The sequence below is a fragment of the Pseudomonas sp. K5002 genome (assembly GCF_013386655.1).
Classification (GTDB): domain Bacteria; phylum Pseudomonadota; class Gammaproteobacteria; order Pseudomonadales; family Pseudomonadaceae; genus Aquipseudomonas.
The window spans coordinates 1-12,617 of the sequence record NZ_JACARK010000287.1 but is presented as its reverse complement, the minus strand read 5'-3'; the positions used below and the strand labels follow the sequence as shown (position 1 = coordinate 12,617).

Genomic DNA, 12,617 nt, shown 5'->3' with positions numbered 1-12,617 from the left:
CTGCACTGGCCGCCTGGGTCAGCGCCACCAGGCTGAAGGAGCTGACGAAGGGCAGGAGCAGGCAACTGGCAGTCACCAGCAGCGCGGCGATCACGATCACTGCCCGTTTGCTGCGGGTTCGGTCAATCAATGCGCCGGCCGGCGTCTGGGTGAGCAGGGCCGCGATGCCGGCCAGGGTCATGACGACGCCGATGCTGGCGGGGTCCCAGTGGTGCACGGCCAGCAGATAAATCGCCAGGTACGGCCCCAGTCCGTCACGCACGTCCGCCAGGAAGAAGTTCAGGCTGTCCAGGGACAGGGTGTTGCGCAGGTCAGAGCGAGTGGCCATGGCACGGTCTTCAGGCAAGAGGTCGGTAGCAGTAGTGACCCATGGCGTGAAGGTATAGTTTCTGAAGGTGGCGTTGCACTCGTATGGCAATACAAGCAAAAACATTTACAAAGTGGGGCCATTTGCATCGAAAAATAGCGCTGATCGAGGCTTTTTCAGGGCTTTTTATTGTTAACAGTTGAACATCCAATAAGCCTGGCTTATTTTCCGTCCGTTCGCCCTACAGTGAAGGCTCTTTACCGGTTCAAGGATGGCGAGGCTTTCGGTGTAGGGCGGACTTCTTTTGTCGCAATGACCGGAACATATTGGAGACGCAATGGACATGCTGTCAGCCCAGGTATCAAAACCAGCCCGCTCAACTGCCCCGTGCTACACCCTCACCGCCATCAAGCGCCCGTGCTGATTGGCTGCCGTGCAGGCAAAAAAAGGCCCGTGGGGTAGACGGGCCAAGGTGTTCACTGGAGTAGGTAGCCTTCACCCTATAGGTCAACACGTGAAGGCCATGTGAAAACCATGTCGCAGGAACGGATGTATATCCGTGTCAGGGTTTGCGCACGAACGTGCGCATGGTTTGCCCTGGGCCGGTACTGAAGCGGGTAGGGCGGGGCATGCCTTCATCTGCCGCAATAAACACGAAGTGATCACCTTCCAGCCGGTAACTCGCGGGTAACTGCTTGCCGGCATCCTCTCCCATCGAGTCAACCCAGGTAATGCTTTTGGGTGCCGTGCTGGCATCGAGCGTGAAGCTGCCTGCCAGTAAAACCTCGCCGTCGACCGTCACCACCTGGAATTGATCGCCCGAGATTGTCGTGATCGCGCCTGGCGCGCTGTGTTCATCCGTGGGATTGAGCACACCATTGTCTTCCAGCGCCGTTTGTTCCCATGCGCCCTGGAGCGCCTGGAAATCCGTATTTGAAGCAGGTGTCATATAAATTCCTTTTTGGTTAAAAAACGAGCAGTCAATACCTTGGTGCGTAGATGCCTGACGGATAAGCTGAATCGATTTTGTGAGAATTGTCTGGTTTCTCTTTGTTGCGTACGAATTTTCCCAGTATTCACGGGTATTTAGCGCCATTTTGTGCGTTGATTCGGAAACGGTTCTTTGCAAGTTCGTCTACGCTCAGCACCAGGGTAGGGGCTCCTGCGTAATCTGAACGAAAACAATCTACGGTGATGTGGGATTTTTCCATGATCGAGGTGGTCCGATGACCATCGGTAGACCGTTCGTGTCTTGTGTACAGGGCGTTGTCCCTGATTTTCAAGCGGCCATTCAGTATTTGATGAATATGTGTGACCGCTGACTGTCGACTTTTTAAGGTGCATCAGTTTTGAATAAAACTCCTCGGCTCCACGCTCATGCGGCATCGGACGAAATTGATCTGTTTGAACTGTGTCATGGTATCTGGCGGCAAAAGAAGTTGGTGCTGGGGTGTACGATTCTGGCGGGGGTGCTGGGGGCGGGCTACGCTTTTCTGGCCCCGCGGGAGTATCAGGTCAGCAGTGTGCTGCGCCCGGCTGCCATCAATGAGCTGGATGCTCTGAACCGCTCCGAAGTCTATAAGTTGCCGCCGGCCGACGCCCTGAACAAAGTGGGGGCGCAACTGGACTCATACGAAGCGCGCCTGGGGTTTTTCAAGTCCCATGAGGACCTGTTCAAGGCGTTCCAGAAAACCGGGCAAAGCCTCGAGCAGAGTTTCGAAGAATTCAATCGAAACTCCATCAACCTGAGCCTGCCCGATCCCAAGAAGTCCGACTCCCTGAGCAGCTATATCAAGCTTGAGCTGGAATACCCGGCAGACATCGACGGGGTAGCGATTCTCAACGGCTTTGTAGACTACGCAATTGATTCGGAACGTGCCCAGGTCGGTGCTGACCTTAAAGTGATCGTCAATAACCGCTTGAACGAACTCAAGGGCAAAATCGACGCGGCGCGCTCCAATTACGAAACCGATAAGGAATCGAAGATTGCCAAGCTGCTTGAAGCCGACAGGCTCAAACGGGCCAAGCTGGAGGACGAACTGGGTGCCCTGCGCTTACAGATGAAAATGGAGCGCACGGACCGGCTGGCAGAGCTGGCGGAGGCCATTTCCATCGCCAAGTCGATGGGCATCAAGACCCCGACCACTCCTTCGTCCATGGCAGATGCCTCGCGTAGCGGCTCGAATCAAGTAATGCGCACCGAGGTCAACAACCAGAAAATCCCGCTGTACTTCCTCGGTACAGAGGCGCTTGAGGCGGAACGTGCCGCGTTGCAGGCGCGTACCAGCGACGACTTTACCAACAGCCGCATTGCACAGATTGGCAAAGAGTTGCAGATGCTGGAGGTCAACCGTGAAGTGGAGGTGCTGAAAAATCGCGGGAATGAAGACATTTTCTTGCAGGATGTTGAACCGTTACGAGCGGAAGTCGCGCGTTTGCGAGGCCTCAATATCGACATGAGTGGCCTCAAGCTGGTAACCATTGACCGTCGTGCCCAAGAGCCGCTGAGCCCGATCAAGCCCAAGAAAGCCCTGGTTATGATACTGAGCCTGCTGGCAGGGTTGACCGTGGGTGTACTGATTGCGCTGGGCCGCCATCTGCTGGCACGACGCGAAGCCGTACCCTACTCGGAGTTGGATGAATATCGGCTTTCTCTGCGTACACGCAAGGATGACGAACCGAAAAGCTGACGCCTTCAGCAGCGGGCAGGCCGCCCGGCAAGCCCGCTGCTGCTCTTCCTGGCACACTCACTGGACACCTTTTCACAAATCTTGATTAACCTTTGGTTACAAAGTGTGGCTAAAATAGCTGCCAATGGCCACGACCGGATTGTCACCCAGCCGTTCGTGTTGCCGGTTTTGTGAATTGTGATTTCAGGTGCTGCATCTTCAATCCTCGGCCGTTGTGGGCACGCGGGAGCAGCCTGTTCTCTTCTGACTTGTGACGAATACCTTGAAACTCATCATTGTTGCTCTCTACGTTGCCTCTATTGCGTATGTCCACCTGCGTGGCCGGGTGCGCCACAAGCTGGGGCGCCAGCTCAGCGATCACTCGACCTTCCTGGCTCCGGTGAACTGCTTTCTCTACCTCTTTTCCAAACTGCCCAGCCGACCGTACCTGTCCCCCAGCGACTTTCCCGACCTGAGCCCGCTTCAGGAGCATTGGCAAGAGATCCGCGAGGAAGGCCAGAACCTGCTGCGCGCAGGCGAGATCAAGCGCTCCGACCAGTACAATGACGTGGGTTTCAATTCGTTCTTCAAGTCGGGCTGGAAGCGTTTCTATTTGAAGTGGTACGGCGACAGCCATCCTTCGGCAATGAAGCTGTGCCCGCGCACCACCGAGCTGGTGCAAAGCATCGGCTCGATCAAGGCCGCGATGTTTGCCGAGCTGCCACCGGGCTCAAAGCTGGTACGCCATCGTGACCCGTATGCCGGTTCCTACCGTTACCACCTGGGCCTGGACACGCCCAACTCCCCGGGCTGCTACATCAACGTGGACGGTGAAAACTACTACTGGCGCGATGGTGAGCCGGTGATGTTTGACGAGACCTTCATCCACTACGCCGAAAACACCACCGAGCAGAACCGGATCATTCTGTTCTGCGATATCGAACGCCCGATGAAGTACCGCTGGGCGGCCGCGTTCAACCGTTGGTTCAGCCGCAACGTGATGGCTGCGGCCGGTTCGCCCAACGATGCCGGTGACAAGACCGGCGGCCTGAACCGTGCGTTTACCCGCCTGTACAAGATTCGCCTGCGGGGCAAGGAGTTGAAGAAACGCAACCGCACCCGTTACTACCTGGAAAAGTGGGCGATCTTTGCCGGCCTGGCCGCGATCTTCATCCTCATCTGAACCGGGCAGCGGAGCGCATCAGCCTGGCGGATGCGCCCCCAGCTTCTCCCACATCTTCTTGCTGATCTTCTGCCGATTGGCATAACCCGCCCACGGGTCCTTCTTCAAACCCTGCAAACGCTCGTGCAGGTTAGCCACCGTCCATTGTTGGGCGCTGTGCAAACTCTTCAACTCATCACGACTCACCGGTATCGATACCGGCAGGCCGGGCCGCGCCCGCACCGAGTAGGCGGCTACCGTGCTGGCGCCCCGGGCGTTGCGCAGGTAGTCGATGAAGATCTTGCCCACGCGATTCTTCGGGCCCGAAGTTGCGGTAAAGCGTTCAGGCAACTGCAGCGTCATGAACTGGGCGATGGCCTTGGCGAAGGCTTTTACCGAGTCCCAGCCGTCGCGGCGCGCCAGCGGCACCACCAGGTGCAGGCCTTTGCCGCCGCTGGTCTTGACGAACGCTTCAAGCCCCAGTTCATCGAGTACCGACAAGGTCAGTTGCGCCGCTTCAAGCATGCTTTTCCACGGCAGTGCCGGGTCCGGGTCGAGGTCGAGCACAAACAGGTCCGGGGTTTCAATCTTGTCAGCGGTAGCGCCCCAGGTATGCAACTCGACGGTACCCATCTGCACGGCACCGATGAGCGCGGCCGGGCTGTCGATTTCCATCAGCCGCGCATGGCCCGGGTCCAGGGCCTGGTCCAGTTGCTTGATATTCGGGATCGCCAGGCGCTCGGAGTGCTTCTGGAAAAACTGTTCGCCGGCAATGCCTTCCGGTGCCCTGAGCAAGGACACCGGCCGGTTGCGCAGAAAGGGCAGGAGCCATTCGCTGATGCCCTCATAGAACTGTGCCAGTTGCAGTTTCTGTGTAGCGCTCTGGGCATCGATGACTCGGTCCGGATGGGTAATCCTGACCCCAGCCACGGCGCCGGTGCCCGCCGTCTTTTTGCGGGGTTTTTCCTTCAGCGATTTGGCCGTCCGCGGCTGCTCATGCACAATCTGCTCCGCCGGCTTGTCGGTGCGCAGCCCGACAAACGCCGCCTGGCGCACCACACCTTCGCGGGTCCATTCGGCAAATTGCACTTCGCCCACCAGCTGCGGCTCGACCCAGTGCACGCCGCTTGCCTGGGCACTGGTCAGGGGCTTGGCCAGCGGTGAAGTCTGGCGTTCCAGCGCCTTCAACTGTGCACTGATCTTTTTCAGCGCGGCCTGATCGAATCCGGTACCTACGCGCCCGGCATACACCAGGCCGCTGTCATCATTGACCGCCAGCAACAGCGCGCCAAACCCGCTGCGCGAACCTTGCGGGCGAGTGAACCCTACGATCACGAATTCCTGGCGCAGCCGGCACTTGAGCTTGATCCAGTCTGGGCTGCGCCTGGAAACGTACGGGCTGCCGGCACGTTTGCCGATCACGCCCTCCAGCGCCAGGTCGCAGGCACTCTCGAAGATATCCCGCTGGTTGGCAGCAAAGGACTCGGAGAAGCGCAGCAGCTTGCTCTTGCTGCGGCTAACCGCGTCCTTCAGTGCGGTGCGGCGCTCTTCGACAGCGGCTTCGCGCTGGTCGCGGCCGTCCAGGAACGGCGCATCGAACAGGTAATAGACAATGTCCAGGCTGCGGCCGATATCAAAGGCGTTCTGCAGCGCCTGGAAATCCGGCAGCCCGTCGGCGTTCAGGCTGACCACCTCACCGTCGAGCCAACTGTCCTTGAGCTTCAGGGCTTCCAGGGCCTTGGCCTGGCGTGGCAGGCGATCGGTCCAGTCATGGCCATTGCGGGTGAACAGCCGAACTTCGCCATCGCGAATCCGTGCGAGGATGCGATAGCCGTCGAATTTGATCTCGTACACCCAATCGCCTTCCGGTGCACGGTCCACCAGTGTCGCCAGCTGTGGCGCGAGTTGATCGGGCAGGTCGGTTGAGGGCTTGCGCCTGGCTTTCTTCGGCGCTGCGGGCTTTTTCGCAGCCCCCACCGTTGCGTCGCTCAGCACGCTTTTCGGTTCAGCCTGGACCACATCGTAGTCAGCCACCGGGCGTGCCTGCTGATCGTTCTCCTTGATCAACAACCACTGCTCCTTGTCGCCGCTGCCCTTGAGTCGGGTGCGCACCAGCGTCCAGTCGCCTGCCAGTTTTTCGCCGATCAGGCTGAACTTCAGCTTGCCGGCCGCGTAGGCCTTGTGCGGGTCATCGTGGGGCTGCCATACACCGCGATCCCACACGATCACATCGCCAGCGCCGTATTGGCCTGCCGGAATGCTGCCCTCGAAACTGCCGTAGCCCAATGGATGATCTTCCACATGCACCGCGAGGCGCTTCTGGCTCGGGTCGAGGCTTGGGCCCTTGGGCACCGCCCAGCTTTTGAGGACGCCGTCGAGCTCCAGGCGAAAGTCATAATGCAGGTTGCGCGCATCGTGCTTTTGAATCACGAACGACAGGGCATGCGCCCGGTTCCTGGCGCGAGGCGCACTGCCGGCGGGTTCGGCGGTCACGTCGAAGTCGCGCTTGGCGTTGTATTCACTCAGGGGCTTGGCCATGGCGGTCTACCTCATGAAGCCTTGCTGGTCTTTTTCGCGGCAGGTTTCTTGGCTGCAGCCTTGGTCGCGGGCTTGCCGGCCAGGCTGCGCTTGAGCAACTCCGTCAGGTCGATCACGTCCGCAGATTTGCGCTCGTCGACACCTTCGCTGGATTCCACGTCTTCGATCTTGCCGGCCTTGGCCTTCTTCGCCACCAGCGCCATGATCTTTTCCTGGAAGCTGTCGCGGTATTCGTCCGGCTGCCAGTCGGCACTCATGTCTTCCACCAGACGCTTGGCCATGTCGAGTTCGCCCTTGGCCAATGTCGGTTTGGTCACGTCGCTGCCCAATTCCAACTCGTCCAGGCCACGCACTTCGGCAGGCCAGCGCAGCATCACCAGCACCAGCGCCGACTCCAGCGGCATCAGTGCCGCCAGGTGCTGCTTGGTGTGCAGCACCACGTTGGCCAGGGCGACCTTGCGGGTTTTCTTCAGGGTTTCGCGCAGCAGGGCATACACCTTGCCGCCGCGCTTGTCGGGGGCCAGGAAGTAGGGCGTGTCGATGTTCTGCAACGGGATCTGGTCGCTGGCCACAAACGCGATGATTTCGATGGTCTGGGTGGACTTGGGGTGGGCAGAGCGGATTTCATCTTCGCTGAGGATCACGTAGCGACCTTTCTCGTAGGCCACGCCCTTGACGATATTCTCCTTGGTGACTTCCTTGCCGGTGGTCTTGTTGATGCGCTTGTAACCCACCGGGTCCATGCTGCGTTTGTCCAGCCAGTCGAAGTCGACGCCCTGGGAGGACGTGGCCGAGACCAGTGACACGGGGATGTGCACCAAGCCAAAACTGATTGCGCCTTTCCAGATAGCCCGTGGCATGTCGGTATTCCTGAAGTGTGTGGTCTTCAGGTGACAGGGCGGATTCGGCAAAAGTTTCCCTGGCCAGCCGGCTGGCACCAGGGTTTCAGACAGATCGTGTTACACCTGATGAGAAACTATTTAGTTACCAAAGCCGAACCCAAGGCGTAGCGTGTTATCGAAAGCACGTATTACTTGCGCCCAGAGAGGCTTTGTCATGAACACCCGTTTGCGCAACCTTGCCGTATTGGCGTTGGGCCTGGCCTTGAGTTCTTTGGCGCAGGCGCAAAACCTGCCCGGCAGCAGCAACAACCCCTACAACGGCCCCATCCACCAGGCCAATCCCAACAGCATGCAGGGCACCCAGCCCAACGCGCCGGCAGCGCGAGGCACCTATATTCCGCCGGCACAGCGGCCGCCGACCCTGCAAAACGGCGGTATCGGCAACAGCGTCCAGCGCCGTGACGGCGCGCAGACCCCGCCGGCTATCCAGCCCAAGACTCCCACCCGTGACGCCAATGGCAATCGCGGCGATTGAGTGTGTAAAGACGACAAGGAAACCCACCGTATGCTGTTACGCAAAACCCTTCTAGCGACCTTCTGCGCCGCTGCCTTGCTGCCCCTGGCGCTGCCTGTCTCGGCGGCCGCCACCCAACAGTTTCCCAGCGAGCAAGGGAGTATCACCGTCACCCCGATTGCCAAGGGCCTCGATCACCCGTGGGCGGTGGCGTTCCTGCCGGACAAGCAAGGCTTCCTGGTCACCGAACGTCCCGGCAACCTGCGGTTTGTCAGCCCGGACGGCAAACTGTCCGCGCCCCTGAGTGGCGTGCCGAAGGTGTTTGCCAAAGGGCAGGGCGGCCTGCTGGACGTGGTGCTGTCGCCGGACTTCAAGGAGGACCGCCTGGTGTACCTGTCCTACGCCGAGGGCGGCGGCACGAATGGCACTGCAGGCACCGCAGTCGGGCGTGGGCGCTTGAGCGATGACCTGAGCGGCCTGCAAGACTTCAAGGTGATCCTGCGTCAGGAGCCCAAGCTGTCCACGGGCAACCACTTCGGCTCGCGGCTGGTGTTTGACCGCGATGGTTACCTGTTCGTGACCCTCGGGGAAAACAACGACCGCCCCACCGCCCAGGACCTCGACAAGCTGCAAGGCAAAGTGGTGCGGATCTTCCCGGACGGTCGTATACCTGAAGACAACCCCTTCGTCGGCCAGGAAGGCGTGAGGCCGGAAATCTGGTCCTACGGCCAGCGTAACCCCCAGGGTGCGGCACTCAACCCGTGGAGCGGCACACTCTGGGAAAACGAACATGGCCCGCGCGGCGGGGATGAGATCAATATCATTGAACGAGGGAAAAACTACGGCTGGCCGCTGGCGACCCATGGCATCAACTATTCCCTGACGCCGATTCCCGAGGCCAAGGGCAAGACCGCCGAAGGCACAGTGCCGCCGCACCATGTCTGGGAGAAATCCCCCGGCGTGAGTGGCATGGCGTTCTACGACGCCGACCGGTTCAAGGCCTGGCAGCACAACGTGTTTATCGGGGCATTGGTCAGCCAGGAGTTGATTCGCTTGCAGTTCGATGGGGACAAGGTCATCCACGAAGAGCGACTGCTGGGTGGCCTGAAAGCGCGGATCCGCGATGTGCGCCAGGGCCCGGATGGTTACCTGTATGTGCTCACGGATGAAGATAACGGCGTGTTGTATCGGGTGGGCCTTAACCAGGACTGACGGATACGGCAAATACCAATGTGGGAGCGGGCTTGCTCGCGAAAGCGATGGGTCAGTCGCTGGAGATGTTGGCTGAGCCATTGCCTTCGCGAGCAAGCCCGCTCCCACAGTTGTGTAGCGTCGAGCCTACAACCCAAGCTCCGACAACCCCGGATGCTCATCCGGACGCCGCCCCAGCGGCCAGTGGAACTTGCGCTCGCTTTCCTTGATCGGCATGTCGTTGATGCAGGCAAACCGGTTCGCCATCAAGCCGCTCTCGTCAAACTCCCAGTTCTCGTTGCCGTAGGAGCGGAACCAGTTGCCGGAGTCGTCATGCCATTCATAGGCATAGCGCACCGCAATGCGGTTGCCGGTAAACGCCCACAACTCCTTGATCAACCGATAATCCAGCTCTTTGGCCCATTTGCGGGTCAGGAAGGCCTTGGCCTCTTCGCGGTTGTGGGCGAACTCGGCGCGGTTGCGCCATTGGGTATCCAGGGTATAGGCCAGGGATACCCGTTGCGGGTCCCGGGAGTTCCAGCCGTCTTCGGCCAGGCGAACTTTCTCAATCGCCGACTCACGGGTAAACGGCGGCAACGGCGGGCGTATTTCTGCGTTGGATGACATGGGACGGCTCCTTAACAGGTTTAAAAGTCAGGTCAAAGTTGCAATAGGGTTCGCGCCATGGATTGCGCATTATCGGCAGCGGTGGTGTCGCCCATCACCAGGGCAACGGTAATGGCGCCATCAATCAGGATCAGCAGGTGCGCGGCCTGGCGTTCCGGGTCGGGGGTGCCATGTGCTTGACACAGTTCGAGGGCGTACTCGAACAGTTTCTGTTTATGGGCCTTGGCCAGTTGGCGCACCGGGTTGTGCGGGTCGCCGGTCTCGCCGCTGGTGTTGATGAAGGCGCAGCCGCGAAAGTCATCGGAGCCGAACCAGGTTTTCAGCGCGCTGAACACACCCAGCAGGCGCTCGCCCGTGGTGGAGTGGTGTTCAACTTCGTTGCGCAGCCACTGCATCCAGCGCTCGTCGCGGCGTTGAAGGGCGGCAATCACCAGTTCGTCCTTGTTGGCGAAGTAGCGGTAGACGCTCTTTCTGGAGACGCCGGCGGTTTTCACCAGAAGATCCATGCCGGTGGCAGCGATGCCATTTCGGTAGATCAACTTTTCGGTGACGTCGAGGATAATGTCGCGAGTGATATCGTTCATGGAGATTACAGTAGAACGATCGTTCTCCTTGGTCAATTAATTATTTTTAACCCTGGGCGGGAAGACCTGAGCCAGCCCATGGTGTAAGCTCTGGAGTCCTTCGGATTCGACCCATTGCGAGCCCTATGCCGTCGTTATTCAAACGCTCCCTGTTGCCCAAGCTGCGCAGTTTTCCCCTCACGCCCGACGCGATCGAGGTGCTGTCCGGCGCCGCCGAGTACCGCCGTTGCCTGCTGGAGAAAATTTCCCAGGCCACCCAGCGCATCTACATCGTAGCGTTGTACCTGCAGCAGGATGAGGCGGGTCAAGAGATCTACGACGCGTTGCACGCTGCCAAGGCCGCCCGGCCCGGGCTGGATATCGTGGTGGTGGTCGACTCGCTACGGGCCCAGCGCGGTTTGATCGGTGCCGGCAAGCAACCGGGCAACAGCGCCTGGTACCAGGCCATGACCCAGTCCCACAGCACCGAAGTGCCGGTGTATGGGGTGCCGGTGCAAACCCGCGAACTGTTCGGCGTGCTGCACCTCAAGGGCTTCGTGATCGATGACTGCGTGCTGTACAGCGGCGCCAGCCTGAATAACGTGTACCTGCACAAGTTCGACAAGTACCGCTATGACCGTTATCACCTGATCCACAACAAGGCGCTGGCTGACTCGATGCAGCACCTGGTGGAGCACGGCCTGGTGGCCGCCAAGGCGGTGCATCGCCTGGACCTGCCCAACCCGCCGACCACCCGCAGCCTGCGCAACGACATCGGCGACCTGCGCAGCCGCCTGAAACACGCGGTGTATGACACCTCGGCGGGGCAGTTGCCCAACGGCAACCTGACGGTCAGTCCGTTGTTGGGTGTGTGCAAGAACAACCCCCTGAGCCGGGTGATCTGCGAGCTGATTGCCAGCGCCCAGCATCAGCTGACCATCTGCACGCCGTACTTCAACCTGCCGCTGCCAGTGACGCGGGAAATCAACCGCGCCCTGGCGCGCGGGGTGAAGATCGACATCATTGTCGGCGACAAGACCGCCAACGATTTCTACATCCCGCCGAGCGAACCGTTCAAGGTCATCGCCGCGCTGCCGTATCTCTACGAAATCAGCCTGCGTCGCTTCGCCAAGCGTCACCAGCGCATGATCGACAGCGGCCAGCTGAACCTGCACCTGTGGCGCGACGGCGACAACACCTACCACCTCAAGGGCATGTGGGTCGACCAGCGCTACACCTTGCTGACCGGCAACAACATCAACCCACGAGCGTTTCGCCTCGACCTGGAAAACGCCTTGCTGATCGATGATCCCAAGGGTGAGTGGGTAGGGCCACGGCGCACCGAGCTTGCCGAGATTTTCCAGCACACCTCGCGTATTGAACGCTACCAGCAGCTGGAAACCCTGGTGGAGTACCCGGCGGCCGTCGGCAAGTTCTTGCGCCGGGTCAGCCGGGTGCGGATCGAGCGTTTGCTGTATCGGATTTTGTAGGGCCCGTGACCTTGCAGGTTAATCCGGAATCGACCTGACAAGAATGTTGTCCAAGTCGTAGCGATGGGGTTCGCTGCCTGCACTTCTTGACCAGAGTCTGATTGAGATTGGGTGAGTGCCTCCGTCCTCTTTCACGTACGGAAGAGGGACAGTCAGGCGCGTCCAGCCGGGAGACGGTGGATGTGGCCCGTATGCTTGCTCCAAGCCTCCCGCCAACACGATGATGTCCGTTTCCGATAGGGTCCGGTATTCAAAGATCACTGTGTATTCAGTGCCCTTTATGAATGAGTAGGACTTGGAGATACCCATCTCATGAACCGCATCGGATGCATTGGTGAGGTAGAACTCGTGATCGTTCCCAGGCGTCCGTGGCTCAAGCTTTGCGGTGTCTGGGCGGTCCGGGTGCCAGCCATTCCAATTTCTGTCAGTAAATGTCGTCAAGTCATTCAGGTCGTCGCTCATGGTGCTTGTCTCCAGAAAAGGTAGGTGGCCTCAGCTAATGCTGTGGCCACGCGCTTTATCAGAGGCTTTTCAGGGATGGACGTCTACTGTCAGAAATAACAGGTAGCTCAACCTGGGGTGTTACCTGGTTGCCGTGCCGCCGGCCAGCACGCGATCAATAGCAGCAGCGCCGCCGCCACCAAGTAGGGCAGGCGAGGTTCGATCGCGTAGATCAAGGTCCCGGCCAACGGCCCGACCACCACGCCCAGGCCT

At 59.7% G+C, this 12,617-nt stretch carries 12 protein-coding genes and 1 pseudogene; 5 read left to right on the top strand and 8 right to left on the bottom strand.

Translation table 11 applies throughout. The features are described from left to right. Positions 1-328 (bottom strand): MFS transporter (locus tag HX846_RS14935; protein WP_178965633.1); only part of this gene is annotated, 328 nt, incomplete at its 3' end. A gap of 541 nt (positions 329-869) precedes the next feature. Next, on the bottom strand, positions 870-1,256 hold the full coding sequence (locus HX846_RS14930) for a TIGR03067 domain-containing protein (RefSeq protein WP_177009474.1): 387 nt from the start codon (positions 1,254-1,256) through the stop codon (positions 870-872). 400 nt (positions 1,257-1,656) lie between these two features. Here HX846_RS14930 and HX846_RS14925 point away from each other — a divergent pair, with 400 nt between their 5' ends. Beyond that, on the top strand, positions 1,657-2,997 hold the full coding sequence (locus tag HX846_RS14925; RefSeq protein WP_087692674.1) for an LPS O-antigen chain length determinant protein WzzB: 1,341 nt from the start codon (positions 1,657-1,659) through the stop codon (positions 2,995-2,997). Between the two features lie 262 nt (positions 2,998-3,259). Further along, the gene (gene lpxO / locus HX846_RS14920) at positions 3,260-4,159 is read left to right on the top strand and encodes a lipid A hydroxylase LpxO (RefSeq protein ID WP_008436177.1); all 900 of its coding nucleotides are present in this window, start codon (positions 3,260-3,262) and stop codon (positions 4,157-4,159) included. Between the two features lie 18 nt (positions 4,160-4,177). Here lpxO and ligD read toward each other — a convergent pair whose 3' ends face one another. Together ligD and HX846_RS14910 are read right to left on the bottom strand one after the other, a co-directional pair. Continuing rightward, positions 4,178-6,676: a DNA ligase D gene (gene ligD, locus HX846_RS14915; protein WP_177022545.1), complete on the bottom strand. Its 2,499-nt coding sequence runs from the start codon at positions 6,674-6,676 to the stop codon at positions 4,178-4,180. Between the two features lie 11 nt (positions 6,677-6,687). Next, positions 6,688-7,536, bottom strand: coding sequence for a Ku protein (locus tag HX846_RS14910; RefSeq protein WP_003218456.1), 849 nt, complete (start codon positions 7,534-7,536; stop codon positions 6,688-6,690). 196 nt (positions 7,537-7,732) lie between these two features. Here HX846_RS14910 and HX846_RS14905 point away from each other — a divergent pair, with 196 nt between their 5' ends. Both HX846_RS14905 and HX846_RS14900 read left to right on the top strand, forming a co-directional pair. Continuing rightward, the gene (locus HX846_RS14905; RefSeq protein ID WP_177009410.1) at positions 7,733-8,053 is read left to right on the top strand and encodes a hypothetical protein; all 321 of its coding nucleotides are present in this window, start codon (positions 7,733-7,735) and stop codon (positions 8,051-8,053) included. 30 nt (positions 8,054-8,083) lie between these two features. Beyond that, positions 8,084-9,244 carry a PQQ-dependent sugar dehydrogenase gene (locus HX846_RS14900; protein ID WP_008436189.1) on the top strand — a complete coding sequence of 387 codons (1,161 nt, stop codon included), beginning with the start codon at positions 8,084-8,086 and terminating at the stop codon, positions 9,242-9,244. A gap of 126 nt (positions 9,245-9,370) precedes the next feature. Here HX846_RS14900 and HX846_RS14895 read toward each other — a convergent pair whose 3' ends face one another. Both HX846_RS14895 and HX846_RS14890 read right to left on the bottom strand, forming a co-directional pair. Next, on the bottom strand, positions 9,371-9,850 hold the full coding sequence (locus HX846_RS14895; protein WP_178965632.1) for a nuclear transport factor 2 family protein: 480 nt from the start codon (positions 9,848-9,850) through the stop codon (positions 9,371-9,373). Positions 9,851-9,882: 32 nt separating this feature from the next. Then, on the bottom strand, positions 9,883-10,434 hold the full coding sequence (locus HX846_RS14890; RefSeq protein ID WP_134326690.1) for a TetR/AcrR family transcriptional regulator: 552 nt from the start codon (positions 10,432-10,434) through the stop codon (positions 9,883-9,885). 125 nt (positions 10,435-10,559) lie between these two features. Between HX846_RS14890 and pssA the strand changes: the two genes are divergently transcribed. After that, a complete protein-coding gene (gene pssA / locus HX846_RS14885) occupies positions 10,560-11,903 on the top strand; it encodes a CDP-diacylglycerol--serine O-phosphatidyltransferase (protein ID WP_178965631.1) in 1,344 nt (447 codons plus the stop codon). An 18-nt stretch (positions 11,904-11,921) separates the two neighbouring features. Here the strand turns inward: pssA and HX846_RS14880 are convergent, their stop codons facing one another. Together HX846_RS14880 and HX846_RS39550 are read right to left on the bottom strand one after the other, a co-directional pair. Continuing rightward, positions 11,922-12,365, bottom strand: coding sequence for a hypothetical protein (locus HX846_RS14880; protein WP_008436193.1), 444 nt, complete (start codon positions 12,363-12,365; stop codon positions 11,922-11,924). Positions 12,366-12,472: 107 nt separating this feature from the next. Then, a pseudogene (locus HX846_RS39550) lies at positions 12,473-12,617 on the bottom strand (MFS transporter); the annotation flags it as partial.

What these genes read in the sequence shown, in the direction of transcription:
- HX846_RS14905 (WP_177009410.1), top strand. Translation starts at nt 7,733, where the DNA reads ATGAACACCCGTTTGCGCAACCTTGCCGTATTGGCGTTGGGCCTGGCC.
- HX846_RS14910 (WP_003218456.1), bottom strand. Translation starts at nt 7,536, where the DNA reads ATGCCACGGGCTATCTGGAAAGGCGCAATCAGTTTTGGCTTGGTGCAC.
- HX846_RS14895 (WP_178965632.1), bottom strand. Translation starts at nt 9,850, where the DNA reads ATGTCATCCAACGCAGAAATACGCCCGCCGTTGCCGCCGTTTACCCGT.
- pssA (WP_178965631.1), top strand. Translation starts at nt 10,560, where the DNA reads ATGCCGTCGTTATTCAAACGCTCCCTGTTGCCCAAGCTGCGCAGTTTT.
- HX846_RS14930 (WP_177009474.1), bottom strand. Translation starts at nt 1,256, where the DNA reads ATGACACCTGCTTCAAATACGGATTTCCAGGCGCTCCAGGGCGCATGG.
- HX846_RS14900 (WP_008436189.1), top strand. Translation starts at nt 8,084, where the DNA reads ATGCTGTTACGCAAAACCCTTCTAGCGACCTTCTGCGCCGCTGCCTTG.
- HX846_RS14890 (WP_134326690.1), bottom strand. Translation starts at nt 10,434, where the DNA reads ATGAACGATATCACTCGCGACATTATCCTCGACGTCACCGAAAAGTTG.
- HX846_RS14880 (WP_008436193.1), bottom strand. Translation starts at nt 12,365, where the DNA reads ATGAGCGACGACCTGAATGACTTGACGACATTTACTGACAGAAATTGG.
- ligD (WP_177022545.1), bottom strand. Translation starts at nt 6,676, where the DNA reads ATGGCCAAGCCCCTGAGTGAATACAACGCCAAGCGCGACTTCGACGTG.